The sequence below is a fragment of the Streptomyces sp. NPDC005266 genome, from assembly GCF_040607655.1.
Lineage (GTDB): Bacteria > Actinomycetota > Actinomycetes > Streptomycetales > Streptomycetaceae > Streptomyces.
The window spans coordinates 25,094-49,099 of the sequence record NZ_JBEXHC010000022.1; the positions used below are offsets into that span (position 1 = coordinate 25,094).

Consider the following 24,006-nt stretch of genomic DNA (forward strand, 5'->3'; position numbering starts at 1 on the left):
ACAAGAATCAGCGGGAGTTGGGGGGTTCACGGCGTGAATGGGTCTCTATGTGATGCTCGCCGCTATGCTTGACCGCCGGTCAGCACCACGGGACGGAGTCAGCCAGGTGCCGGAGAACGCAGCAGAGGTGACCGCCGCCGGGATCGCCCGGCTCGCGGGGGTGGGCCGCGCGGCCGTGTCCAACTGGCGCCGCCGCCACGCCGACTTCCCCAAGCCGGTGGGCGGCACCGAGACCAGTCCGACCTTCGCGCTCGGCGACATCGAGCAGTGGCTGCGCGCCCAGGGCAAGCTCGCCGAGGTCCCGCTGCGCGAGCGCGTCTGGCAGCTGCTGGCCGGCCACCCGGCGGGCGGCACGGCCGCGCTGGGCCATGTGGGCGCCGTCCTGCTGCTGGTACGGGACCGGCCCGGGGTCTGGGGCCGGCTGGGCCGGGCCACCGACGATCAGCTGGCCGAGCTGCTGCCCGCGGCCCTCGCCCCCGCCCTGACCGCACGGTTCGGAGAGGACCACCCCGTACCCACCCCGGACCCGGCCGGGCTGCGCCCCTCGGTGCCGCTGCTGCGCGGGGCGGCGGAGCTCGCCGCCGAACTCGGTCCGCGCGAGACGTACGAATTCCTGCTGGGCCGCCATCTGGACGCCAACCCCCGCCAGTACACCCTCACCCCGCCCGCCCCCGCCGCCCTCATGGCCGCCCTGGCGGGCCTGGCCACGGCCGGGCGGGCTGGATCCGGCACGTCGGCCGCCCCCGCCCGCACCGCGTTCGACCCCGCCTCCGGGACCGGGGGAGTGTTGCGGGCCGCCCGGGGCGCGGAGACCGTGCACGCCCAGGAGCTGGACCCCGATCTCGCCGCGCTCACCGCGCTGCGGCTGGCGCTGGACTCCGACGGCCAGGTGCGGGTGCGCGGCGGGGACAGCCTGCGGGCGGACGCCTTTCCGGGGCTCGGCGCCGACGCCGTGGTCAGCCATCCCCCGTTCAACGAGCGCAACTGGGGCCATGACGAGCTGGCCTACGACTCGCGCTGGGAGTACGGCTTCCCCGCCCGTACCGAGTCCGAGCTGGCCTGGGTGCAGCACGCCCTCGCGCATGTCCGCGAGGGCGGCACCGCCGTCCTGCTGATGCCGCCCGCCGCCGCCTCCCGCCGCTCCGGCCGCCGGATCCGGGCCGATCTGCTGCGGCGCGGTGCGCTGCGGGCCGTCGTCGCGCTGCCCGCCGGGGCGGCGCCGCCGTACGGGATCCCGCTGCACCTGTGGGTGCTGCGCCGCCCCGGGGCCGGGCAGCCCGCCGCCCCCCGGCTGCTGCTCATCGACGCGGCAGCCGCCGCCGGGCATGCGACCACGGAGGGCGCCGCCGTCTCATCCGGCTCACCCGGCCGCGACAAGCTGCCCTGGCGGACGGTGCACACCACCGTCCTGGACGCCTGGCGCGCCTTCGACCGCGACGGCACCGCCCCCGAGCAGCCCGGCGTCTGCCGCACCCTGCCCGTCATCCAACTCCTCGACGACGATGTGGACCTGGCCCCCGCCCGCCATCTCCCGCCGCCCGCCGCGGGCGGCGGCGCCGCCGAGCTCACCGCCGTACGGGAGCGGCTCACCGCCACCCTGTCCCGCACCACCGAACTGACCCCCGCCACCCCCGCCGAGCCGCCCGCCGAGGCCCCGGCCCCGGCCGGAGCCCAGGGCCGCTGGCCCATGACCACCGTCGGCGAACTCGCCCGCGCGGGTGCCCTGGTGCTCAAGACCGGCGGCGGCCCCGCCGCGGCCCCGCTCCTCACCGAACAGGACGTCCTCGCCGGAACCGGCCCCACCGGCACCCCGGTCGCCCCCGCCGCCCCCGGGGCCGCGGACGGGGAGCCCGTGCTGACCGAAGTCGGCGATGTGGTCGTCCCGCTGATCGGCGGCGGCACCGTCGCCCGCGTCATCGACGAGACCACGGCCGGGGCCGCCCCGGCCCGCCATCTGTGTCTGCTCCGGCCGGACCCCGAGGCGCTGGACTCCTGGTTCCTGGCCGGGTATCTGCGCGGCAGCGCCAACCAGCGGCAGGCCAGCAGCTACGCCTCCACCGCGACCCGGCTGGACGTGCGCCGGCTGCGGCTGCCCCGGCTGCCGCTGGCCGACCAGCGGCGCTACGGTGAGCGCTACCGCACCCTGGCCGCGTTCGAGGAGACCCTGCGGCTCGCGGCCCGCCTGGGCGACCAGCTGGTGCGCGGGCTGTACGACGGCCTCGCGGACGGCACCGTCCAGCCCGACTGATCACAATTGTGTGATCAATCGCATGCCGGTTCCGTACAACCCGGGCTCCCTCCGCCGTGTCCACGTATACGCTCAAAAGCGCGTCAGCGTCCATCGGCGTCCGCCGAATCAGGTCCCTCCAGGAGCAGCAATGCACGGCCACGTCCCCGCGCCGCCGCAGCCCCGCCCCGCCGCCACCGCCCTGGTGGTCATCGTGCGGGTGATCTTCGTGTCCGTGACCCTGCTCAGCATCGGCATCCTGTCCTGGGTCACCATGCTGCGGATCGCCATCATGCGGCGCCGGCCGCTGGATTGGGCGCTGTTCTGGGGCACCTGTGGGCTGGTCGTGCTGACCCTGGTGGAGATCGGGACCGGACCGGACGACAACCCCGGCACGCTGGGGTACATCGCGCTGGCGGCGCTGTTCACGCTGGCCGCCGGGGTGACGACGCATTACCTGGTCGTGGACATCGGCCACTACCGCGCGGCCTCGGCCGCCCGGGCGGCCTCGGGGGTCCCCACCGCGGCGCCGCTGTCGGCGCCCCCCTACGGGCTCCGGCCGTACGGCTATGTCCCGCCCCAGCCCCCGGCCTACCCCCACCCGGGGATCGGGGCCCAGCCCTCCTTGCCGCAGCAGCCCCACCCCCAGCGCATCGACCGGGTCCGCGCCGAGCTGGACGAGCTGAGCGAGTGGCTGCGCAAGGAGCAGGGCCGTTGAACGGACGCGTCATCGCCGACCGCTATGAGCTGGCCATGCTGCTCGGCCAGGGCGGTATGGGGCAGGTGTGGACCGCGTACGACCGCAGACTGGACCGCCGCGTCGCGGTCAAGCTGCTGCGCCCCGACCGGGTGGCGGGCCCCGGCGGTCCCGGCGACGCCGTGGACGAGTTGCGCCGCCGCTTCGTCCGCGAATGCCGGGTCACCGCGCAGGTTGACCACCGCGGACTGGTCACCGTGCATGACGCGGGCAGCGACGGCGAGGACCTCTACCTCGTCATGAGCCATGTCGGGGGCGCCGACCTGGCCGACCACCTCGCCGAGCACGATCCGTACCCCTGGCCCTGGGCGGTCTGTGTGGCCGCCCAGCTGTGCGCCGTGCTCTCGGCCGTGCACGCGGTGCCGATCGTCCACCGCGACCTGAAGCCGCGGAATGTGATGGTCCGCCCGGATGGCTCGGTGACCGTCCTGGACCTCGGCGTCGCCGCCGTCCTCGACACCGACACCACCCGGCTCACCCACACCGGGTCGCCCATCGGCAGCCCCGCCTATATGGCCCCCGAGCAGGCGATGGGCGGCGCCGTCGGCCCGTACACCGATCTGTACGCGCTCGGTGTGCTGCTCCATGAACTCCTCATCGGCAGCGTGCCCTTCGCCGGGTCCACCGCCCTCGGGGTGCTCCACCGCCATCTCTACGAATCGCCCGTCCCGGTCCGCCAGGTGCGCCCGGAGGTGCCCGAGGCGCTCGAAGCGCTCGTCCTGCGGCTGCTCGCCAAGGATCCGCAGGCCCGGCCCGCCGATGCCCAGGAGGTCTACAAGGCGCTGGTGCCGCTGCTGCCCCACCCGGGCGCGGGCCCCGCACCGGCCGGCGGACCGATGGACCCCACGCGCCCCTTTCTGCGCCCGCACGCCCCCTGGCCGGACCGTGCGGATCACCCGGGCCGTACCGCCGCGGCGCCCGTCGTCCCCGTACCGCTGCCGCGGCCCGCGGAGACCGCCGGGCAGGCCGGGCGGCCGGATGTCGCCGCGGCCGTCGACGAGGTCAAGCGCCTGCTCGACCAGGGGCGGATCACCCAGGCCGTGGACATCCTCGGCGCGATCCTCCCGGCCGCTGCCGCCGAGCACGGTGAACGCTCGGCCGTCGTACGGTCGCTGCGCAAGCAGTACGCGGCGACGCTGATGGACGACGGCCAGTACCGCCGCGCCCTGCCCGAACTGCGTCGGCTGGCCGATGAGTACGCCGCCGAGTCGGGCCCGCTCGCGCTGCGCCAGTCGCTCCAGTTCCGCTACGAGGCGGCCCAGTGCCTGGAACAGCTCGGCGAGGCCGCCGCCGCGCTGTACGAATACCGCACCCTGCTGCCGTACTTCGAGCAGTACGCCGCCGCCGACCCCACCCAGCCGCTGGACATCCGCCGCCGCACCGGCCATCTGCTGCTCTCCCTCGGCGACCGCCCGGCGGCCCATGACATCCTCGTCCGGCTCCTCCACGACGCCGAGCGGGTGCACGGGCCGCACCACCCCTTCACCGACGAGATCCGCCGCACGCTGCACTGGCTCGGCCGGGTCCACGGCTGAGGGGGGAGGGCCGACGGCTGAAGGCTGACCAAGACCGCGGTGAATCGTTGTCCAAGCAGTGGCCTAGGCCGCGCCGACTCCATACCATCGATCATCGCCAGATCGTTTGTCGCGCCGCACGATCTCTGCCGGGAGGCTCAATGATCCGCCGCCGTACCGCGCTCTCCGTCTCCGCCGCGTCCGCCCTGCTCCTTTCCGCCCCGCTGCTCACCGCGTGCGGCAACGCCCCGCGCCCCGGCGCCGCGGCCGTCGTGGACGGGGGCCGGATCACCGTCTCCCAGCTGCAGGCGCAGGTGAGGGACGTCCGGGACGCGCAGCGCGGCTCCCCGAGGGCCGACCAGCTGGTCGCGGGGAGCGGCCGGCTGAGCCAGGACACGTTGATCCGGATGATCCAGTTCCGGGTCATTGAGCGGGCCGGCAAGGACAACGGGATCAACGTCACCCGTCGCGAGGTGCAGCGGGCCCGCGCCGCCGCCGAGCGGCAGAGCGGCGGCCCCGCCACGCTGCGCGCCGTCTACCTGGAGCAGGGCATCGCGCCCGACCGGATCGACGACGCCGTCCGGATGGAGCTCACCCGCACCGCGCTGCTGCGCAAGCTCGGCACCGCCGAGGTCAACGAGGTGTTCAGCCGTACCTCCGAGGAGCTCGACATCCGGGTCAATCCGCGGTACGGGAAGTGGGACGACACCCAGGGCACCGCCGTCCTCGCCAAGGAGGCGTGGCTGCGCACCTCGAACACCCCCCAGCAGCCGGTGTAAGTCCCGTTCCGGCAGGCGTACGTTACGTTTCAAGGGTGACCGCACCTGACTCCACCGCCCCCGCCGAAGCAGCCGCCACCGGCCGTGTCGTCCTCCTCACCACCAGCCACCGGGTGGCGCCCGGCCTGCTGTCCTGGTCCGCGTGGCAGGTGCTGCGCGGTGCCGACCGGGTGATGTGCGGCGACCCGGACCATCCGCAGCTCCCGTATCTGCGTGAGGCGGGCATCGAGGTGGAGCTCGCGGCGCCCGACGCGCGCGAGCTGGTCGACTACTGCCGCGCGGAGGGCGGGCGTACCACGGTCGTGATCACCTCGGCCGCCGGTGAGTCCGGGCTGACCGACGGGCTGGCCCGGCTGGCCGGATCCGGTCGTGAGGCGATGCCGGATCTGGAGCTGCTGCCCGGCTCCTACGATCTGCCGGGGGCGCGGCTGCTCGATCTGGTGCAGGTCATGGACCGGATCCGGATCGCCTGCCCGTGGAGCGGCACCCGCACCAGCGAGGAGCTGGTGAAGTACGGCATCGAGGAGGCGTACGAACTCGTCGAGGCCATCGAGGAGGGCGACCGCGAGGCGCTGCGCGAGGAGCTCGGCGATGTGCTTCTGCAGGTCGTCTTCCACGCCCGGATCGCCCAGGAGGACCCGGACCAGCCGTTCTCGATCGACGATGTGGCGGGCGGGATCGTGGACAAGCTGATCCACCGCCATCCGCATGTCTTCGGTGAGGAGGCCGCCGAGACCCCCGAGGACGTCAAGGCGCACTGGCTGCGGACCAAGGCGATCGAGAAGCAGCGTCAGTCGGTCACCGAAGGGGTGCCGCTCGGTCAGCCCGCCCTCGCGCTGACCGCCAAGCTCGCCTCCCGCGCCCGGACCGCCGGTCTCGACGTGGCCCTCCCCGGGGGCGCGGGCATCGGTTACGAGCTGCTGGCGCTCGCGGTGCGCGCCGAGGCGGACGGCATCGACCCGGAGACGTCCCTGCGCGCGGCGGCCCGCGCCTACCGCGACGCGATACGCGCGGCCGAGGGCATCCCGGAGTGACCCGGGCGGCGGGGGGTACACGGCCGGCATGTATGCGTACGCCACTGATCTCGCCGTGGCCCGGGATCTGCTGATCGGGACCGGGCCGTTCATCGTCGGAGCCGTGATCGTCGTCGTACTGATCGCGGCAGTGTGGTGGGGGATACGGATCCGGGCCCGGGAGCCCGAACCGCCCCGGACCCCGCAGCCCCGGTCGGACGCCTGGCAGCAGGCCGACGAGACCGACCGCCAGGCCCGGGAGGCGGGCCACGGCCCCGGGCATCAGGATGACGCCGAGCGGATCGGCTACGTCACCCAGAGCCGTGAGCCCGATGAGCTCCCGCAGGACGGCGCCCGCCGCCGCCCGCACGAACTGGGCGGCTCCGGTACGAAGGACTCCGGCAGAAGCGGCACCGAGAACCGGCCGACCTGGACCGAGGGCCACAGCGGCTCGTTCGGATCCGGCTGACGGAATGAGCCGGTCAGCCTCGCGGATGCCGCCCTGCGGCGACCACGGCCGCCAGCAACTCGGCGTCCAGCAAGGTGGCATCCGCGAGTCTGCCGGCGGCCGAGTAGGAGTTCACCAGGGCCTTGGTGGTGCGCAGAGCCGCCGCCGAGCGGCGGATGACCGGGCGGGACCACTCGCTGACCACGGTGTCGAGCTCGGCCTCCGGGACCACCCGGTGCACGATGGACAGCTGCTCCGCCTTGGCGGCGTCGAAGCTGTTTCCGGTCAGGATCAGCTCACGGATCCTGGCCACCCCGGCCTCCTGCAGCAGCCGCGGCAGTGAACCGCCCCAGGCGGCGGGGAGGCCGAGCGCGAGCTCCGGCAGACGGAAGCGGCTGTCGGCCGCCCCCACGCGCAGATCACAGAACAGGGCGAGCGCCAGACCCGCGCCGATGACCTGGCCGTGCAGCCGGGCGATGGTGACGGCGGAGGTGGTCGCGAGCGCGTCGCACACTCTGCGTGCCTTCCCGCCCATGGTCCGCAGGGCCCCTCCGGTGGGGTCGTCCGCGAGGTGGTCGGAGAATTCCCGGCGGTCCCCGCCGACGCAGAAATCGGGTCCGGCGCCGGAAAGCACCACCACCCGTATATCCGGCCGTTCGTGCACCTCGTCGAGTACCGTGAGGAGCTCGTCCAGAGTGTGTTCGCCTATGGCGTTTCCGGTCTCCGGGCTGTTGAACCGCACCCGCAATTCGGGGCCGTCACCGGTGACCTGAAGGGTCTTGAAGTCCTTGAACACCGTGTTCCTCACCATGGCTCAGCGCTCGACCACATGCAGAGCCGTGAGACGCCGAAAGGCCACGCGCGGCTCCCATACCGGAGGGGAAACGACGCGAAGGGTCGGGAAACGCCTGATGAGGCCGGACAGCAGCACCCTGGCCTCCAAACGGGCCAGAGCCGCCCCGAGGCAGTAGTGAATTCCGCCCCCGAAACCGAGATGACTTGCCGTGCGCCAGATATCGAACGTGTCGGGATCCGCCATATGGGCCGGGTCGTGATTGGCGGCGCCGATCATGACGTGCACTATGTCGTCCCTCGATATTCGAAAGCCGGAGAGAACGGTGTCCTCGGTGGCGACACGGGTGGTCAGATGAATGGGAGGATCGTAGCGCAGCACTTCCTCGACGGCCTGCGGTATCCCCTCGGGGTGGGACCGCAGCCACTGCAGCTGCCGGGGGTGCTGATCGAGCAGCCACACCATGTTGGAGAGCAGCGTGGAGGTGGTCTCCAGCGAGGCGATGACGATGAACATCACCAGGTGGTAGAGCGTCTCGTCGGCCACGGCCCGGTCCGGCTCGATCGCGTCCCAGGTACGGATCCAGTCGGAGAGCACGTCGTCTCCCAGGGCCTGCCGGCGCTCTTGGACGACCGCCGTGAAGTAGTCGCGCAGGCCACGGGCGGCAGCATTTGCCTGCGTCAATTGACTTGCCGAGGGGAGGAGTTCCTGGGCGTATGCCTGACCGTGGGTGAGCGACCTGAGCAACTCGTGGTCGGCCCGGGGGAGTTTCAGCCAGTGGCCGATGGTGGCCACTGGCAGTTCCTCGCCGACCACGGTGGCGAAGTCCGCTTCCCCGGCGGTGCGCAGCCGCTCGGCGAGCCGGTCGAGCAGCTCGTCGGCCATGCGCGCGACGGGGGCGTGCAGGGCGTTCAGGGTGGCTCGGTCGAAGATGTTCCCCAGGGACCGCCGCTGCCGGGTGTGGTGCGGCGGATTCAACCCCTGGAGCGTATGACTCAGCTGTTGGGCCGCGGGTGCGGACCAACGGTTTCCCTCTCCTTGGCGTGATCGCCATTCGGCGTCGAATGTCGCCCATTCCCTGCTGCGCAGAACATAGTCGCAGATATCATGGGACATGAGCAGGAAACCACCCCAGGGCGCGGGTACGACATCACCCATCGCCCTGAGCTCCGCGTAAATGGGATAGGGATTTGACTGTCCTCGCGAGGCGCGTAGGCGAGACATGAGCGAAACCACGGAACGTCGGTCGACAACCGTGCCGGCGGCGACAGATTCCACAATCACTCCTTCAGGTCCACAACACCCTCGGACCGGCTAATCCAATTCACGCCGAATGCCGAGAGTGATGTGTGGATCACGCGAATTCGCGATACGTTCTACCCCCGTGATTGAACATTCATTCAGGATGAAATAAATTCGAATTGTGCGCAAGATCACATCTTTTGGTCATGCCTTCCACCACGACAGGAATGAGCTCCACCAGCTACCCTTTTCCGGCCTTCCCGGGGGTTGGCTCCCCGTGCCGGCCGCGGGGGTCGGCCGCCGCTCGGCCGGCATGGACGGGGGCTGCTTGGGGCGAACCGGGGCGAAGCGGGCCGGAAGGGCGGCAAGCGCCCGATGGAAGGGGCCGGGCCGCCAGGTCAGGCTCTCGACGGGCACCGCGAGCTCGATGTCGGGAAGGTGGTTGAGCAGCTTCTCGATGGCCCCCACGGCAATGAGCTGACCGGAGTCCTTGGCGGGGCACGCATGGGGCCCGGCGCTCCAGGCGAGATGCGCCCGCTTGCTCAGAGTCTGCCGGGCCGAGGAAAGCGACGGATCGGTATTCGCCGCCGCGAAGCTGATGAGAACGAGGTCGCCCGCATTCAGCCGCCGGCCGCCCTCGAGTTCGACATCCTGCACCGGATAGTGCGGGGCGTAGTTGGCCATCGGCGGGCTGTTCCACAGCACATCGTGGATGGCATCCTCGACCATCATCCCGCCGCCCGAATACTTTTCGTCGGAGAGAATGAAGTAGAGCCCGTTGGCGATGAGGTTCCGCTGGGGCTCCGTGCCGGCGCAGATGAGCATGACGAGCTGATGGATCATCTCCTCGTCGCTCAGTTCGGCCGGGTGCTGCATCAACCGGGAGGTGACATCGTCCCCCGGCTGCCTCCGCTTGAGCGCGATCAGTTCGACGAGGGCCTGTGTCAGCTCGGCGTTCGCCTTTTCCGCGTCCACTCCGCCGTCGAAGATTCCGGAGGTTCCAAAGACCAGTCGGTCACCGATTTCCGGAGGGCAGCCGAACAGCTCGTTGAACACCAGGAGCGGCAGCATCTTGGCATAGTCGTTGAGCAGATCGACCGTGCCGCGCGCGCTGAACTGGTCGATGAGATACGAGGACACGCGTTCGACGTGTCGGCTCAGCCAGTGCGGATCGACGCCGGCGAGGCTGTCCGTCACCGCCTGGCGCAGCCTCATGTGCTCCGCGCCATCGGTGAACAGGCAGTTGGGCCGGTACCCCAGCATGGGCACGACCGGACTCTTCGGCGACACCTTGCCCTCGTTGAAGGCCCGCCAGCGGCGGGCGTCCTTGGCGAAGGTGTCCGGGTTCTGCAGCACCTGAAGGGCCGCCGCGTAGTCCGTGACGAGCGTGGCCTCCACACCGGGGGACAGCTCGACCGGCGCGGCCGGCCCGTACGAGCGCAGATGGGCGTAGAAGGCCCCCGGATCGGCAGCGAACTCCGGCCCGTACAGCGGCACCCGCTTGCCGCTGCCATGGGCGGGGCAGCCCGGCGGCGGCGCCGCCGGGTAATCCGATTGCGTGTTCATTCGTGCTCCTGGCGGGTACGTTCCTGTAGGTAGCGGACCAGGGTGATCAGCGCGTTGGCCGATGACTTCTGGTCGCGTGCGTCGCAGGTGACGATGGGGGTCTCGGGCAGCAGGTCAAGCGCCTCGCGCAGTTCCTCGTCGGGGCGCGCCGGTGTGCCGTCGAAGTGATTGACGGATATCGCGTAGGGAAGTCCGTACTGCTCCACCAGGTCGATCACGGGGAAGGACTCCTTGAGCCGTTCCGGATCTACCAGGATCAACGCCCCGAGCGCGCCTCGGGTCATGTCTTCCCATACCTGAACAAAGCGTTCCTGTCCGGGGGTGCCGAACAGATACAGAACGAGTCGCTCGCTCAGCGTGAGACGGCCGAAGTCCATTGCCACGGTGGTCGTGGTCTTGCCACGGGTGCCCATCAGGTCATCGACATGGGCTCCGGCCTGTGTCATCCGCTCCTCGGTGCGCAGCGGAGGAATCTCGGACATGGTGCCGATGAACGTCGTCTTTCCGACCGCGAAGTGCCCCACGACCAGGACCTTGGCCGCGATCTGCACGGCGTCGTCCAGATAGACGTCATCATCCGAAACGGGCCTGGAGCCCATCCAGCACCTCCTGAAGGAGCGAAACATCGACAAGCTGGGCGGGAGGCGCGGGGGCGCGTGTGATCAGGTATCCGTCCGCGGAGAGATCGGACAGCAGAACCTTGACAATGCCGATCGGAAGACCCATGTGGCCCGCTATTTCGGCGACCGAGAGATAGCCTCCCCCACACAGGTCCAGCAGGCTGCGCCTTTCCGGGTCGAGATGACCGGGGCGCACCTGGTCGGACGCGGTGACCAAAGTGATCAGGTTGAACTGGTCATTGTCCGGGAGCCCGCGACCATTGGTGATGACGTACGGTCGCACTAATTGTGCGGACTCCGGCTCCTGCTCACCCGGCGCTGTCATGCCTGAACGCTCGTGTTTTCGCGAGGTGGAGTGGTCAGTACCTTGCCGAGCTGCCCGACGAGCTGCTGCATCCGGAAGGTGATGTCAGCCATGTCGACATCGGGCGCGGAGGAGACCGCGAGATACGCGCCCTCCCCGGCGGAGATGAGAAAGACCCATCCTCCGTCGAACTCGACGAGTGTCTGACGCCAGGTCATATGGGGGCCGCCGCAGAAGCCGGCCATGGTCCGGCTCAGAGACTGGATGCCGCTCATCGCGGCAGCGACGGTATCCGCCTCGTCCTTGTTGACCTCTTGAGAACGGGCCATCAGCAGACCGTCGGCGGAGACCAGGATCGCATGACGGGCCCCTGGTACCTCCAGGGCGCTGTCAAGCATCCATGACAGGTCGTTGTTCACTGAGGATCATGCCCTTCCCTGCTCGGGTTTGCGGAGCGTCCGGACTGGGTGCCGCGCTGGAAGGCGCCCATGATCGAAGCGGTTTCCTCGCTCGTCCTGGCCGAGGCACTCGGGGAATCTGCTTTCGGGACGATGGAGATCGAGCCCTTGCGGCGACGCTTGGGCAGACCACCCGCGGTGGAGCCGGTCTCCGCGCTCGCCTCCGGCTGGTCCGCCGCGGCGGACGCGCGGCGCGACGGCTGCTCCGCCGGCTCGGGCATGTTGGTCAGGAGGTCCTCGGGAAGAAGCACTACGGCGCGCACACCACCGTAAGGAGAGGTCGAATCGACGGAGACGCTGAAGCCGTACCGCGAGGCGAGCACGCCGATCACCGCGAAGCCGAACTGCGGTGGATTGCCGAGCCCCGTCACACCCGTCGAGCGCGTGGCCGACAGCAGCTTGTCGGCCCGGTTCTTCTCCTCCTCGTTCATGCCGACGCCGGCGTCGTCGATGATGACGCAGACGCCCTTCGGCACGGTGCGGATGGTGATGTCGATCGGAGAGTCGGGGGCGGAGTAGCTGGTCGCGTTGTCCAGCAGCTCGGCCAGGGCCAGCGCGACCGGTTCGACGGCCTTGCTGACCAGCGCGAAATTGCTCTGGGAGCGGATTTCCACGCGGGTGTAGTGGCGGATACGGCCCTTGGCGCTGCGCACCACGTCGTACACCGAGGCGACGGACCGCTGACGGCCCAGCCAGCCATCGCAGAGCACGGCGATGGACTGGGCACGCCGCCCGAACTGCGAGTTCATGTGGTCGATCTCCAGAAGGTCCTGGAGAATCTGGTGCTCCCCGTATTTGTCCTGGGTTTTGGAGATGGCCAGCTGCTGCTCGTTGGCGAGGCCCTGAAGCGTTCGCATGGCGGACTTCAGCGCACTCTTGGTGGCCTCCTCCGCGCGGATCTGAGCCTCCTGCACCGCCTCGGCGTAATTGCTCTCGAGGTCCGCGGCGCGCTTCTCCAGCTCCGCTTTTTCCTTGCGCAGAGTCGCCCGCGCCTTCCGGCCACGGATAAGGGCGGTTGCGGCGAGAGGCGTGCCAACGATCAGGCCCCAGAGTGCTGGATCCTGTATGTATTGCGTCATAAGACTCTCTTTAAACGACTAGACCGCCATGGACTTGATAAGGAGGTGTTGTGCGTTTTTGCATCCGGGTGTGCTGAGAGGATGCGGTGAGTCAGCGCTCGTACGGTGTCCGCAGAGTCCGGGGACATCGCACTCGTCTTGCCGACGGCAGCGCACAGAAGTCGGTGCGCCGGAACGGCTCCGTATGCCCGACTGGCGGCATAATGCTCCTCAGAGTGGTGACCCTCTCGGCTTTCTGCCGGGGTCGCCGTGTGTCTTACGCGCCCTTGGCTCGCCTGGCAAGCGCGGTGATCGTATCACCACGCTCAGGGGTCGCCGTGCATGTGCCTCAGTCTCATTCGGGCCATCTGACGCCATTTCAGCCAAGCCTGGGCATGCGGGCGTTGGCCCAGGTCGGAGCGTGTGCGGACGCGGCGCGCGGAGGGTGGTGGAGTGGCCGTAGATCGTCGTTCGCGCTCCTCGGATACGGGGCAATCGACTCCGGCTGTGTGTGCCTGGTGGAGGATGCGTGGAGGGAAACTTGAATTAATATTCGACGGTTATCGATTCAGCCACCGCCTTATCCCATTACTTCCGATAAAGGTCGGTATCGGGGTCCCCGGATGGTGGCCGGTATCGTCGGAGGGTGCCAGAACAGCCCCGTTACATCTCCCCTCCCACCCTCTTCACCTGGGAGTTCGCGACCGACCCCTACCCGGCGTACGCCTGGCTGCGCGAACACGCGCCGGTGCACCGGACCACGCTCCCCAGTGGTGTCGAGGCATGGCTGGTGACCCGTTACGCCGACGCACGGCAGGCGCTGGCCGATCCCCGTCTGTCGAAGAATCCCCAGCGGCACAGCGAGTCGGCTCATGCCCGGGGCAAGGTGGGCATTCCCGGCGAACAGCGCGCGGACCTGATGACACATCTGCTCAATATCGACCCTCCGGACCACACCCGGTTGCGCCGGCTGGTGTCCAAGGCGTTCACGCCCCGCCGCGTCGCCGCGTTCGCGCCGCGCGTGCGGGAGCTGACCGATCAGCTCATCGACGCCTTCTCGGAGAGGGGAGAGGCGGACCTCATCCATGAGTTCGCCTTCCCTCTCCCCATCTATGCGATCTGCGATCTGCTGGGGGTGCCGCGCGAGGACCAGGACGACTTCCGGGACTGGGCCGGATCGATGATCCGGCACGGCGGAGGGCCGCGCGGTGGGGTGGCCCGCGCGGTGAAGCGGATCCGGGCGTATCTCGCCGAGCTGATCCACCGGAAGCGGCTGTCCCTTGCGGCACCCGGAGTAGAAGGGGACGAGGAGGACCTGATCTCCGGTCTCATCCGCGCCGGCGACCACGGTGAGCACCTCACCGAGAACGAGGCGGCGGCCATGGCCTTCATCCTCTTGTTCGCCGGCTTCGAGACGACCGTCAACCTGATCGGCAACGGGATGTACGCGCTGCTGCGCCATCCGGAGCAGCGCGCCCTGCTCCAGCGGGCCCTGGAAGAAGGGGACGAGGGGGTGCTCGCGGCCGGGGTCGAGGAGCTGCTGCGATACGACGGGCCGGTGGAGATCGCCACCTGGCGGTTCGCCACCGAGCCGGTCATGATCGGCGGACAGCGCATCGCCGAGGGGGAGCCGGTGCTGGTGGTGCTCGCCGCCGCCGACCGCGACCCGGAGCGGTTCGACGCGCCCGAGGTCCTCGATCTCACCCGCGAGGACAATCAGCATCTCGGCTACGGCCACGGCATCCATTACTGCCTGGGCGCACCGCTCGCCCGGCTGGAGGCACGGACCGCGATCGGTACCCTGCTGCGGCGCCTGCCCGATCTGCGGCTTGCGGTGGATTCGCGGGATTTGCGCTGGCGCGGCGGACTGATCATGCGCGGGCTGCGCGCGCTTCCGGTGGAATGGAATTCGCCGGACGAGTGAATCGATCAAGCCCCTTGTGGGGCGACATAAGTGACGAACGCTCAGCTGCGTGACCTGGGCGTGACCTGGGATACATCGGGTTGTGATGATCGGGCGGCCTCGCTATGTTCAACCGCAACTGAAGGTCACACGAGAGGCCCAATCGCATGCTTTCCGGGAACGGCAGACACCGCCGCCCTCGTCAGGCTCCGGCCATCGTCGTCGCGGCAGGCGTCACTGGGGCGAGCATCGCCATACCGCTGTTCGGCGCGGGCGGCGCCCAAGCCGCCCCGGCCACCACATGGGACCGCGTCGCCGAGTGCGAGAGCGGCGGCATGTGGAGCGCCAACGAGGGCAACGGCTTCTACGGCGGGCTCCAGCTCACCCTGGACATGTGGAAGAGCCACGGTGGTACGGACTACGCCCCGCGCCCCGATCTGGCCAGCCGCTCCCAGCAGATAACCGTTGCCGAATCGATTCTGGGTGACCGCGGCCCGGACGCCTGGCCGAGCTGTGCGCTGAACGCCGGGCTCTCCGACGGCAGCGGCGCCCCCGATGTGGACCCTGGCTCCACGGCCACCCCGGACCGGCCGGGTTCGGCCCAGCGCGGCGACACGGAGGAGGGCCGGGGGCTGCTGGACGGTGTGCTGCCGTCCGACGCGTCCGGTGACTCCGGATCATCCGATACGCCCCGTACGCCGGATGCGTCCCCGAGTGCCGAGAAGCCGGACGCGCCCCGTACCTCCCAGTCCCCCGACGGACTGGACGACTCCACGTCCTCGCCGGACCCCTCCGCCTCCCCGGACGCGCCGGACTCGTCCGCCGATCCCGCGCCCAGCGGCCGCCATCGGGGTGAAGAAGGCGCGGGAGAGCGCGCGGGCGACGGTTCGACGGCGGATGCCCGGCCCTCCGGGAAGCATGCCTCCCGCGGCGACGCGGACCGTGCCCAGGGCTCTACGGGTGACGACTACACCGTCCGACCGGGTGACAATCTGTCAGCGATTGCCCAACGGGGCGAGTTGGCCGATGGGTGGCATGGGCTCTACGACACCAACGAGCAGGTCATCGGGTCCGACCCGGACCTCATCCTCCCTGGTCAGCGCCTTGACCTATCCGCCAAGGGGCGGTAATTCGGGGGGAATTGCCCGATCTGGAACCGGTGAGATATACCTCTCGTCACATCGTCCGGCGTGTTCCCCCTGTCCGATCCCTCCGCACCCGGTCCTACCTGCGGGGATGTGCGACAAGTGAGATCGGGAACACCATCCTGCGACGAGATGAAGGTGTTTGAACCTTCCCCACAGGTGTGTTTAACGTCTTTCCGCTCGCTACCGCGGGCACCGTCGATCGTCACGCCGAATCCTGCCGGCGGTCGACCGGTACCGACGCGTCAGCGCCGAAGGCAGGAGCGGGGGACCCAAGGTAGGTGCCGAAAAGCCTGTGGAAGCGGGCTCGACGGCTAGGGGTGAAGCCGGATGCGGCGTGCCGTATCCGGCCGGGCAACTCACGCCCGAACCCGACAGCTCACCTCGTAGGCGTCGGTGAGGAAACGAACCAACGATGCTCAAGTCCAACGGCAAGCACCGCCGCCCGTCCAAGGTCACCCGTATCGCCGCGCTCACCGGCATCGCCGGCGCGGCCGTGGCCGCGCCGCTCCTCGGCGCCACCTCCGCCTCCGCCGCCACCACGTCCCAGTGGGACCAGGTCGCCCAGTGCGAGGCCGGCGGCAACTGGTCGATCAACACCGGCAACGGCTACTACGGCGGTCTGCAGTTCTCGAGCTCCACCTGGGCCGCCTACGGCGGTACCGCGTTCGCCCCCACCGCGGACAAGGCCAGCAAGGACCAGCAGATCCAGATCGCCGAGAAGGTGCTCTCCAGCCAGGGCAAGGGCGCCTGGCCGGTCTGCGGTAAGGGCCTGACCTCCGGTGGCGCCCCCTCGGGCTCCTCCGGCTCCTCCTCGGGCTCGCAGGCGCAGTCCGACGCCTCCACCCAGTCCTCCCCCCAGCCCTCGCAGTCGGCCCCGGCGGCCCAGCCCGCCCAGCCGAAGGCCGAGACCCGCAGCGAGCCCGAGCACGCCGGGCGCTCGCAGACCCGCGGCCCGGTCAAGAAGGGTGACGGCGAGTACAAGGTCGAGTCCGGCGACACCCTTGCCAAGATCGCCAAGGAGCACCGGGTCAAGGGCGGCTGGAAGAAGCTCTTCACGCTGAACAAGGACATCGTCGAGCAGGCCGACCTGATCTACCCGGGCCAGCAGCTCCACCTGAGCTGACCCACCTCGGCCGGCCTCCGCTCGGGCCCGGCCTCCGAGAATCCAGCCCCGGCCGGGCGCGCCGCCCCCTCGGTGTGTCCGGCCGGGGCTTGTCAGTCACCCGGAAATCTGGATATCCGCGGCCAATCCGGGTTTTTGTGCCACGTCCTGTCTCGCGGGGCGGGCTAACGGGGGGTGCAGCCCTCCCGGCCCGTTAGGCTCGTGCTGCTACCGCAGACACATACGAAGGAGAACCTCGTGCCGTCCATCGACGTCGTCGTAGCTCGCGAGATCCTCGACTCGCGAGGCAACCCCACGGTCGAGGTCGAGGTCGGCCTCGACGACGGCAGCACCGGCCGTGCCGCCGTTCCGTCCGGTGCCTCCACCGGCGCCTTCGAGGCCCTCGAACTCCGTGACGGCGACAAGAGCCGCTACGCCGGCAAGGGCGTGGAGAAGGCCGTCCTCGCCGTCATCGAGCAGATCGGCCCCGAGCTGGTCGGCTATGACGCCACCGAGCAGCGCCTGATCGACCAGGCGATGTTCGACCTGGACGCCACCCCGGACAAGTCCTCGCTCGGCGCCAACGCCATCCTCGGCGTCTCCCTCGCCGTCGCGCACGCCGCCTCCGAGGCCTCCGACCTCCCCCTCTTCCGGTACCTCGGCGGCCCCAACGCCCATCTGCTGCCGGTCCCGATGATGAACATCCTCAACGGCGGCTCGCACGCCGACTCCAATGTGGACATCCAGGAGTTCATGATCGCTCCGATCGGCGCGGAGTCCTTCTCCGAGGCCCTGCGCTGGGGCGCCGAGGTCTACCACACCCTGAAGGGCGTGCTGAAGGAGCGGGGCCTGTCCACCGGCCTCGGCGACGAGGGCGGCTTCGCGCCGAACCTCGGCTCCAACCGTGAGGCCCTGGACCTGATCCTCGAGGCCGTCAAGAAGGCCGGCTACCAGCCGGGCCAGGACATCGCCCTGGCGCTCGACGTCGCCGCCTCCGAGTTCTACAACGACGGCGCCTACCAGTTCGAGGGCACCTCCCGCTCCGCCGCCGACATGATCGCGTACTACGGCGAGCTGGTCGCGGCCTACCCGCTGGTCTCCATCGAGGACCCGCTGAACGAGGAGGACTGGGACGGCTGGAAGGCCATCACCGAGCAGCTCGGCGACAAGGTCCAGCTGGTCGGCGACGACCTCTTCGTCACCAACCCGGAGCGGCTGGCCAAGGGCATCGAGAGCGACACGGCGAACGCGCTGCTGGTCAAGGTCAACCAGATCGGCTCGCTCACCGAGACCCTCGACGCCGTCGAGCTGGCCCAGCGCAACGGCTACAAGTGCATGATGTCCCACCGCTCCGGCGAGACCGAGGACGTCACCATCGCCGACCTGGCCGTCGCCACCAACTGCGGCCAGATCAAGGCCGGCGCCCCGGCCCGCTCCGAGCGGGTCGCCAAGTACAACCAGCTGCTGCGCATCGAGGAGATCCTCGACGACGCGGCGGTGTACGCGGGCCGCTCCGCCTTCCCGCGCTTCAAGGGCTGACCGCCGGCCGAGCCGCGCGGTCGGCCGACCGCGCGGCTCGGTTCACGGAGCAGTCACGTCCGACACCCGTCCCCGGCCGCGGTCCCGTACCGTGGCCGGGGACGGCGTAGCTACGCGAAGTCATCACCGGGGAGGCGACGTGCCGGCGGATCGGGATCGGTTCTCCACCGCGACCAGGCTCAAGGCGCTCGGCGAGCACGCCGCCGCCCGGGTCTACCGCGCCCGCGTCAAGCGCCGCCGGGGCCGGCTCACCGGCCGCGCGGCCCTGCTCGCCCTGGTCGTCTGCTCGCTGGTCGTCGCGCTCGCCTATCCGACGCGGCAGTACATCTCCCAGCGCTCCGCCATCGCCGACCAGCGGCGCGAGGCCCAGCAGGCGCGGGACGACGTGAAGAAGCTGCGCGAGCACAAGGCCCGGCTGCGCGACCCCGCCTACACCGAGCGGCAGGCCCGCGAGCGGCTGCACTTCCTGATGCCGGGGGAGACCGGCTACAGCGTGGTGGACGGCCATGGCGTGACCGAGCGCTCCTCGCACCACAGCGCGGCCGACCGCCCCTGGTACACCAACCTCTGGGACGCCGTGGACACGGCGGACGCCGCGAAGGCGGACAGCGCGCGACGCTGAGGCGTCCGCCGCGAGCCGCCCGGCCGTACCCGGTCCGAAACCGATCGAAGAGAACTTCCCACTCATGGATACGCCCCCTCCGCAGACGGAGCACACCGCGCCCACCGATGCGGACATCGCCGCCGTCAAGAGGCAGCTGGGCCGGGTGCCGCGCGGGCTGCGCGCTGTCGCCCACCGCTGCCCCTGCGGCAACCCGGATGTCGTCGAGACCGCGCCGCGACTCGAGGACGGCACGCCCTTCCCGACCCTCTACTACCTGACCTGTCCGCGCGCCGCGTCCGCGATCGGCACGCTGGAGGCCGAGGGCGTGATGAGGGAGATGACGGCCCGGCTGGCCACCGACCCGCAGCTCGCCGCCGCCTACCGGGCCGCTCATGAGGACTACATCGCGCGCCGCGATGCCATCGAGGTGCTGGAGGGCTTTCCGAGCGCGGGCGGGATGCCGGACCGGGTGAAGTGCCTGCACGTCCTGGTCGCCCATGCGCTCGCGGCCGGGCCCGGGGTCAATCCGCTCGGGGACGAGGCGCTCGCCATGCTGCCGGAGTGGTGGCGCAAGGGCCCGTGCGTGAGCCCGTGCGAACCCCATGAGAACGGTGCCACGAACGGCGATGCCGAGCCGCACGCCGGGGAGGAGAGCGCATGACCCGCGTCGCTGCCGTGGACTGCGGCACCAACTCGATCCGGCTGCTGGTGGCCGACGCCGAGCCGGAATCCGGCGAGCTGCTGGAGCTCGACCGCCGGATGAAGATCGTCCGGCTGGGCCAGGGCGTGGACCGTACGGGACGGCTCGCCCCCGAGGCGCTGGAGCGCACCTTCGCCGCCTGCCGTGAGTACGCGGAGGTCATACGGGGGCTGGGGGTGGAGCGCGTCCGCTTCGTGGCCACCTCCGCCTCCCGCGACGCCGAGAACCGCGAGGAGTTCGTGCGCGGCGTCGTCGACATCCTGGGCGTCGAGCCCGAGGTGATCAGCGGGGACCAGGAGGCGGAGTTCTCCTTCACCGGGGCCACCAAGGAGCTGAAGGGCCACGATCATGTGGCCGGGCCGTATCTGGTGGTGGACATCGGCGGCGGCTCGACGGAGTTCGTCGCGGGCGATGAGCGTGTGCGGGCCGCCCGCAGCGTGGACATCGGCTGCGTACGGCTGACCGAGCGCCATCTGGTCTCCGATGGCGCGATCAGCGATCCCCCGACGGATGGTCAGATCGCCGCCATGAAGAAGGACGTCCGGCAGGCGCTGGACCTCGCCGAGGAGACCGTGGCGCTCACCGGTGCCTGCCGGCCCGGTGAGGGCGGCCATACGCTCGTCGGGCTGGCCGGTTCGGTCACCACCGTCGCCGCCATCGCGCTGGAGCTCGAGGCGTACGACCCCGCCGCCATCCACCACTCCCGGATCCCGGTCGATCAGGTGCGCGAGATCACCGAGTGGCTGGTGCGCTCCACTCATGCCGAGCGTGCGGCGATCCCGGTGATGCATCCGGGGCGGGTGGATGTGATCGCCGCCGGGGCGCTCGTGCTTCTTTCGATCATGGAACGGACCGGTGCGGAGGAGGTCGTGGTGAGCGAGCACGACATCCTCGATGGGATCGCATGGAGCATCGCCTGAGCTTCCGGGATATCGTATGAGCGGCCGCGAGACCCCCTCCGGGGGCCGTTCGCGAGCCGCTTCTCGAAAAGTTCGTGAAATCCTTCACATGAAAAAGATGCCTGGTCGCCGCCGTATGGGGGGCTCCGGGGCGGTTTCGTTGACGGCGCCTGGCCGCTGAAGGGACCGTGAGGTATCCCAACAGTCCCGCGGGGCTGTCCGCCGGTGAGGTGGTCTACTCCGGCGTTCAACGACAATCCCTGCTCAGAGGGGTCCGGAACGTGCTGGTCCGCCTTCTGGTTCCCTTGTCTCCGTATGGCGTCCATCACGCGAGCGGCGGAGTGTAGCAGACCCCTCAACCATGCTTGTGAAGGGGCTCACGAGGTCACCCCCCGAAGGTGCTGGATACTCGAAACATGAGCACCACGGAGCGTCCCAGGATCCTCGTTGTAGGCGGTGGGTACGTAGGCCTGTACGCGGCACGCCGCATCCTCAAGAAGATGCGGTACGGCGAGGCGACCGTCACGGTCGTCGACCCCCGCTCGTACATGACGTACCAGCCCTTCCTCCCCGAAGCTGCGGCCGGCAGCATCTCTCCGCGCCACGTCGTGGTTCCGCTGCGGCGTGTGCTCCCCAAGGCGGAGGTTCTCACCGGACGGGTGTCGACCATCGACCAGGACCGCAAGGTCGCCGTCGTCCAGCCGCTCGTCGGCGAGGCGTACGAGCTGCCCTTCGACTACCTGGTCGTCGCTCTCGGCGCGGTCTCCCGTACCTTCCCGATCCCCGGTCTCGCCGAGAACGGCATCGGCATGAAGGGCATAGAGGAGGCCATCGGCCTGCGCAACCACGTCCTCGAGCAGCTCGACAAGGCCGACTCCACCACGGACGAGGAGATCCGCCGCAAGGCGCTCACCTTCGTCTTCGTCGGCGGTGGCTTCGCCGGCGCGGAGACCATCGGCGAGGTCGAGGACATGGCCCGTGACGCGGCCAAGTACTACCCGAACGTGAAGCGCGAGGACATGCGCTTCGTGCTCGTCGACGCCGCCGACAAGATCCTCCCCGAGGTCGGCCCGAAGCTCGGCCAGTGGGGTCTTGAGCATCTGCAGAAGCGCGGTGTCGAGGTCTACCTCAACACCTCGATGAACTCCTGCATCGACGGCCACGTGGTCCTCAAGAACGGCCTCGAGCTCGACTCCAGCACCATCGTGTGGACCGCGGGCGTCAAGCCGAACCCGGCGCTCGGCCGCTTCGGCCTCCCGCTCGGCCCGCGCGGCCATGTGGACACCGAGCCGACCCTGCAGGTCAAGGGCACCGACTACATCTGGGCCGCCGGCGACAACGCCCAGGTCCCGGACCTCGCCAGCGGCGAGGGCGCCTGGTGCCCGCCGAACGCCCAGCACGCGCTGCGCCAGGCCAAGACCCTCGGTGACAACGTGATCTCGGGCATGCGGGGCTTCCCGCAGGGCGAGTACAAGCACGCCAACAAGGGTGCCGTGGCGGGTCTCGGCCTCCACAAGGGCGTCGCGATGATCGTCCTCGGCAAGATGAAGATCAAGCTGAAGGGCCGCCTCGCCTGGTACATGCACCGTGGCTACCACGGCATGGCGATGCCGACCTTCAACCGCAAGATCCGCGTGCTCGCCGACTGGACGCTGGGCATGTTCCTCAAGCGCGAGGTCGTCTCGCTCGGCGCCATCGAGAACCCCCGCGAGGAGTTCTACGAGGCCGCCTCCCCGGTCTCCGCGGCCGCCGCCGCCAAGACGGCCCCGGCCGCCGAGAAGGCCAAGGCGTCCTGACGCCCGGGCCACCGGCACACCTCTGACGCAAGGGCGTCCGCCATCCGTGGGGCGGACGCCCTTCGTCATGCCGTGACGGGTAAGGAATTTCGGCTCTTTTGCCGTTTCCAGACGTGTCGGCGGGACTGCGCGGCGGGTTCCATGGTGTTTACGTGGTGAGTGAATCGTCCTGACTCGCCATCACGGAGGTGCGACATGGCCGACGCCGCTGGTCGACTCGCCACCCTGGCCGAGGAGATGCTGGGAGCCCCGCTCCCGATCCGTATCCGCGCCTGGGACCACAGCGAGACCGGTCCCCCCGGCGCACCCACCCTGGTCCTGCGGCGGCGCCGGGCGCTGCGCCGGCTGCTGTGGAAGCCGGGCGAGCTGGGGCTCGCCCGCGCCTGGGTCTCCGGCGACCTCGCCATCGAGGGCGATCTGTACGACGCCCTGGACCGGCTGGCGGGACATCTGTGGGAGCGCGACCCCAACCCCGACCCCGCCGCCCGGCGCCGGTCCCGGCCGGCCGCGGCCCTCCAGGCGCTGCGCGACCCCCGGCGGCGCGCCGCCGTCCGTGCCCTGATCGTGCTCGCCGGCCCCGGTCTGCCGCCGCCCCCGCCGCGTGAGGAGGTCCGGGCCGTCCGGCGCGGACCGCTGCACACCCCGCGCCGCGACAAGGAGGCGATCAGCCACCACTACGACGTCGGCAACGACTTCTACGAGCTGGTGCTCGGACCCTCCATGGTCTACTCCTGCGCCTACTGGGACAGACCGGATACGACGCTGGAGGACGCCCAGCGCGACAAGCTCGACCTCGTCTGCCGCAAGCTGGCCCTGAAACCCGGTCAGCGGCTGCTGGACGTGGGGTGCGGCTGGGGATCGATGGTGCTGCACGCGGCGCACGAGTACGGGGTGAGCGCCGTGGGCATCACGCTCTCGGAGGAGCAGGCATCGTACGCCCGCAAGCGCATCGCGGACGCCGGGCTCACCGGCCAGATCGAGATCCGCGTCCAGGACTACCGCGAGGTCCTGGACGGCCCGTACGACGCGATCTCCTCGATCGGCATGGCCGAGCACGTCGGCGCCGCCCGCTACGCCGAGTACACCGGCATTCTGCACCGGCTGCTGAAGCCGGGCGGACGGCTGCTGAACCACCAGATCGCCCGGCGCCCCGAGCCGGACGAAGCGGCGTACCGCGTGGACGAGTTCATCGACCGCTACGTCTTCCCCGACGGCGAGCTGGCCCCGGTCGGCCGGACCGTCTCGCAACTGGAGGAGGCGGGCTTCGAGGTGCGCGACGTCGAGGCCATCCGCGAGCACTACGCGCTCACGCTGCGCCGCTGGGTGGCCCGTCTGGAGGCCTCCTGGAGGGAGGCCGTTCGGCTCACCTCGCCGGGCCGCGCCCGGGTCTGGCTGCTCTACATGGCCGCCTGTGCGCTCTCCTTCGAACGCAACCGGATCGGCGTCAACCAGATCCTCGCGGTCCGTACCCCGGGCGACGGGGCCTCGGGGCTTTTGCTGCGCACCCGCGACTGGCGGGGGTGACCACAGGACCCA

22 protein-coding genes and 1 riboswitch are annotated in these 24,006 nt (G+C 70.2%); of the genes, 15 read left to right on the top strand and 7 right to left on the bottom strand.

Annotation, left to right across the window (positions count from 1 at the left end):
* Nucleotides 1–106: 106 nt before the first annotated feature.
* The 6 genes from ABZU99_RS28960 (at nt 107) to ABZU99_RS28985 (ending at nt 6,759) form a co-directional block, all read left to right on the top strand.
* Complete coding sequence (locus tag ABZU99_RS28960; protein WP_356048314.1) at nt 107–2,248, top strand: N-6 DNA methylase; 2,142 nt, start codon at nt 107–109, stop codon at nt 2,246–2,248.
* 130 nt (nt 2,249–2,378) lie between these two features.
* Nucleotides 2,379–2,945, top strand: a complete 567-nt coding sequence (locus ABZU99_RS28965) for a hypothetical protein (RefSeq protein ID WP_356048316.1) — start codon at nt 2,379–2,381, stop codon at nt 2,943–2,945.
* A 35-nt stretch (nt 2,946–2,980) separates the two neighbouring features.
* Nucleotides 2,981–4,519 (top strand): serine/threonine-protein kinase, encoded by a 1,539-nt coding sequence (locus tag ABZU99_RS28970; RefSeq protein WP_356048387.1) that lies wholly within the window; start codon nt 2,981–2,983, stop codon nt 4,517–4,519.
* A 140-nt stretch (nt 4,520–4,659) separates the two neighbouring features.
* A complete protein-coding gene (locus tag ABZU99_RS28975; RefSeq protein WP_355950348.1) occupies nt 4,660–5,277 on the top strand; it encodes a SurA N-terminal domain-containing protein in 618 nt (205 codons plus the stop codon).
* A 35-nt stretch (nt 5,278–5,312) separates the two neighbouring features.
* Nucleotides 5,313–6,311 (top strand): nucleoside triphosphate pyrophosphohydrolase, encoded by a 999-nt coding sequence (locus tag ABZU99_RS28980; RefSeq protein ID WP_355950351.1) that lies wholly within the window; start codon nt 5,313–5,315, stop codon nt 6,309–6,311.
* Between the two features lie 28 nt (nt 6,312–6,339).
* The gene (locus tag ABZU99_RS28985) at nt 6,340–6,759 is read left to right on the top strand and encodes a DUF6479 family protein (RefSeq protein WP_356048318.1); all 420 of its coding nucleotides are present in this window, start codon (nt 6,340–6,342) and stop codon (nt 6,757–6,759) included.
* Nucleotides 6,760–6,772: 13 nt separating this feature from the next.
* On the opposite strand, the gene ABZU99_RS28990 is transcribed toward ABZU99_RS28985, so the two are convergent.
* From ABZU99_RS28990 to ABZU99_RS29020, 7 genes are all read right to left on the bottom strand, one after another.
* Entirely contained in the window at nt 6,773–7,549 is a 777-nt protein-coding gene (locus ABZU99_RS28990) for an enoyl-CoA hydratase/isomerase family protein (protein WP_355950357.1), read from the bottom strand.
* A gap of 3 nt (nt 7,550–7,552) precedes the next feature.
* Nucleotides 7,553–8,509 (bottom strand): cytochrome P450, encoded by a 957-nt coding sequence (locus ABZU99_RS28995; RefSeq protein ID WP_355950360.1) that lies wholly within the window; start codon nt 8,507–8,509, stop codon nt 7,553–7,555.
* Between the two features lie 468 nt (nt 8,510–8,977).
* A complete protein-coding gene (locus ABZU99_RS29000) occupies nt 8,978–10,339 on the bottom strand; it encodes a cytochrome P450 (protein ID WP_356048321.1) in 1,362 nt (453 codons plus the stop codon).
* Complete coding sequence (locus tag ABZU99_RS29005; RefSeq protein WP_355950365.1) at nt 10,336–10,938, bottom strand: ATP/GTP-binding protein; 603 nt, start codon at nt 10,936–10,938, stop codon at nt 10,336–10,338. Before ABZU99_RS29005 ends, ABZU99_RS29000 begins: the two co-directional genes overlap by 4 nt.
* Nucleotides 10,913–11,284: a DUF742 domain-containing protein gene (locus ABZU99_RS29010; protein ID WP_355950368.1), complete on the bottom strand. Its 372-nt coding sequence runs from the start codon at nt 11,282–11,284 to the stop codon at nt 10,913–10,915. The genes ABZU99_RS29005 and ABZU99_RS29010 overlap by 26 nt, the downstream gene beginning before the upstream one ends.
* On the bottom strand, nt 11,281–11,682 hold the full coding sequence (locus ABZU99_RS29015) for a roadblock/LC7 domain-containing protein (protein ID WP_355950371.1): 402 nt from the start codon (nt 11,680–11,682) through the stop codon (nt 11,281–11,283). Before ABZU99_RS29015 ends, ABZU99_RS29010 begins: the two co-directional genes overlap by 4 nt.
* Nucleotides 11,679–12,800: an ATP-binding protein gene (locus ABZU99_RS29020; RefSeq protein WP_356048324.1), complete on the bottom strand. Its 1,122-nt coding sequence runs from the start codon at nt 12,798–12,800 to the stop codon at nt 11,679–11,681. The genes ABZU99_RS29015 and ABZU99_RS29020 overlap by 4 nt, the downstream gene beginning before the upstream one ends.
* A gap of 625 nt (nt 12,801–13,425) precedes the next feature.
* Between ABZU99_RS29020 and ABZU99_RS29025 the strand changes: the two genes are divergently transcribed.
* From ABZU99_RS29025 to ABZU99_RS29065, 9 genes are all read left to right on the top strand, one after another.
* Nucleotides 13,426–14,703 carry a cytochrome P450 gene (locus tag ABZU99_RS29025; protein ID WP_356048326.1) on the top strand — a complete coding sequence of 426 codons (1,278 nt, stop codon included), beginning with the start codon at nt 13,426–13,428 and terminating at the stop codon, nt 14,701–14,703.
* A gap of 146 nt (nt 14,704–14,849) precedes the next feature.
* The gene (locus ABZU99_RS29030) at nt 14,850–15,812 is read left to right on the top strand and encodes a transglycosylase family protein (RefSeq protein ID WP_356048328.1); all 963 of its coding nucleotides are present in this window, start codon (nt 14,850–14,852) and stop codon (nt 15,810–15,812) included.
* A 254-nt stretch (nt 15,813–16,066) separates the two neighbouring features.
* A riboswitch (cyclic di-AMP (ydaO/yuaA leader) is annotated at nt 16,067–16,235 on the top strand.
* A gap of 7 nt (nt 16,236–16,242) precedes the next feature.
* The gene (locus ABZU99_RS29035; protein WP_355950382.1) at nt 16,243–16,953 is read left to right on the top strand and encodes a transglycosylase family protein; all 711 of its coding nucleotides are present in this window, start codon (nt 16,243–16,245) and stop codon (nt 16,951–16,953) included.
* A 237-nt stretch (nt 16,954–17,190) separates the two neighbouring features.
* Nucleotides 17,191–18,471: a phosphopyruvate hydratase gene (eno, locus tag ABZU99_RS29040; protein WP_355950385.1), complete on the top strand. Its 1,281-nt coding sequence runs from the start codon at nt 17,191–17,193 to the stop codon at nt 18,469–18,471.
* A 139-nt stretch (nt 18,472–18,610) separates the two neighbouring features.
* A complete protein-coding gene (locus ABZU99_RS29045) occupies nt 18,611–19,093 on the top strand; it encodes a septum formation initiator family protein (protein WP_356048330.1) in 483 nt (160 codons plus the stop codon).
* A gap of 64 nt (nt 19,094–19,157) precedes the next feature.
* A complete protein-coding gene (locus ABZU99_RS29050; protein ID WP_356048332.1) occupies nt 19,158–19,736 on the top strand; it encodes a DUF501 domain-containing protein in 579 nt (192 codons plus the stop codon).
* Entirely contained in the window at nt 19,733–20,695 is a 963-nt protein-coding gene (locus tag ABZU99_RS29055; protein WP_355950394.1) for a Ppx/GppA phosphatase family protein, read from the top strand. The genes ABZU99_RS29050 and ABZU99_RS29055 overlap by 4 nt, the downstream gene beginning before the upstream one ends.
* A 395-nt stretch (nt 20,696–21,090) precedes the next feature.
* Nucleotides 21,091–22,470, top strand: a complete 1,380-nt coding sequence (locus ABZU99_RS29060; RefSeq protein WP_355950396.1) for an NAD(P)/FAD-dependent oxidoreductase — start codon at nt 21,091–21,093, stop codon at nt 22,468–22,470.
* Nucleotides 22,471–22,665: 195 nt separating this feature from the next.
* Nucleotides 22,666–23,994, top strand: a complete 1,329-nt coding sequence (locus ABZU99_RS29065; protein WP_356048335.1) for a cyclopropane-fatty-acyl-phospholipid synthase family protein — start codon at nt 22,666–22,668, stop codon at nt 23,992–23,994.
* Nucleotides 23,995–24,006 lie beyond the last annotated feature (12 nt).

Excerpts from the sequence above, each read along its gene's own strand:
- ABZU99_RS29010 (WP_355950368.1), bottom strand. The coding sequence starts at position 11,284 with ATGACAGCGCCGGGTGAGCAGGAGCCGGAGTCCGCACAATTAGTGCGA.
- ABZU99_RS29050 (WP_356048332.1), top strand. The coding sequence starts at position 19,158 with ATGGATACGCCCCCTCCGCAGACGGAGCACACCGCGCCCACCGATGCG.
- ABZU99_RS29060 (WP_355950396.1), top strand. The coding sequence starts at position 21,091 with ATGAGCACCACGGAGCGTCCCAGGATCCTCGTTGTAGGCGGTGGGTAC.
- ABZU99_RS29055 (WP_355950394.1), top strand. The coding sequence starts at position 19,733 with ATGACCCGCGTCGCTGCCGTGGACTGCGGCACCAACTCGATCCGGCTG.
- ABZU99_RS29065 (WP_356048335.1), top strand. The coding sequence starts at position 22,666 with ATGGCCGACGCCGCTGGTCGACTCGCCACCCTGGCCGAGGAGATGCTG.
- ABZU99_RS29005 (WP_355950365.1), bottom strand. The coding sequence starts at position 10,938 with ATGGGCTCCAGGCCCGTTTCGGATGATGACGTCTATCTGGACGACGCC.
- ABZU99_RS29035 (WP_355950382.1), top strand. The coding sequence starts at position 16,243 with ATGCTCAAGTCCAACGGCAAGCACCGCCGCCCGTCCAAGGTCACCCGT.
- ABZU99_RS29000 (WP_356048321.1), bottom strand. The coding sequence starts at position 10,339 with ATGAACACGCAATCGGATTACCCGGCGGCGCCGCCGCCGGGCTGCCCC.
- ABZU99_RS28975 (WP_355950348.1), top strand. The coding sequence starts at position 4,660 with ATGATCCGCCGCCGTACCGCGCTCTCCGTCTCCGCCGCGTCCGCCCTG.
- ABZU99_RS28985 (WP_356048318.1), top strand. The coding sequence starts at position 6,340 with ATGTATGCGTACGCCACTGATCTCGCCGTGGCCCGGGATCTGCTGATC.
- ABZU99_RS29030 (WP_356048328.1), top strand. The coding sequence starts at position 14,850 with ATGCTTTCCGGGAACGGCAGACACCGCCGCCCTCGTCAGGCTCCGGCC.
- ABZU99_RS28970 (WP_356048387.1), top strand. The coding sequence starts at position 2,981 with ATGCTGCTCGGCCAGGGCGGTATGGGGCAGGTGTGGACCGCGTACGAC.
- ABZU99_RS28990 (WP_355950357.1), bottom strand. The coding sequence starts at position 7,549 with ATGGTGAGGAACACGGTGTTCAAGGACTTCAAGACCCTTCAGGTCACC.
- ABZU99_RS28965 (WP_356048316.1), top strand. The coding sequence starts at position 2,379 with ATGCACGGCCACGTCCCCGCGCCGCCGCAGCCCCGCCCCGCCGCCACC.
- ABZU99_RS29020 (WP_356048324.1), bottom strand. The coding sequence starts at position 12,800 with ATGACGCAATACATACAGGATCCAGCACTCTGGGGCCTGATCGTTGGC.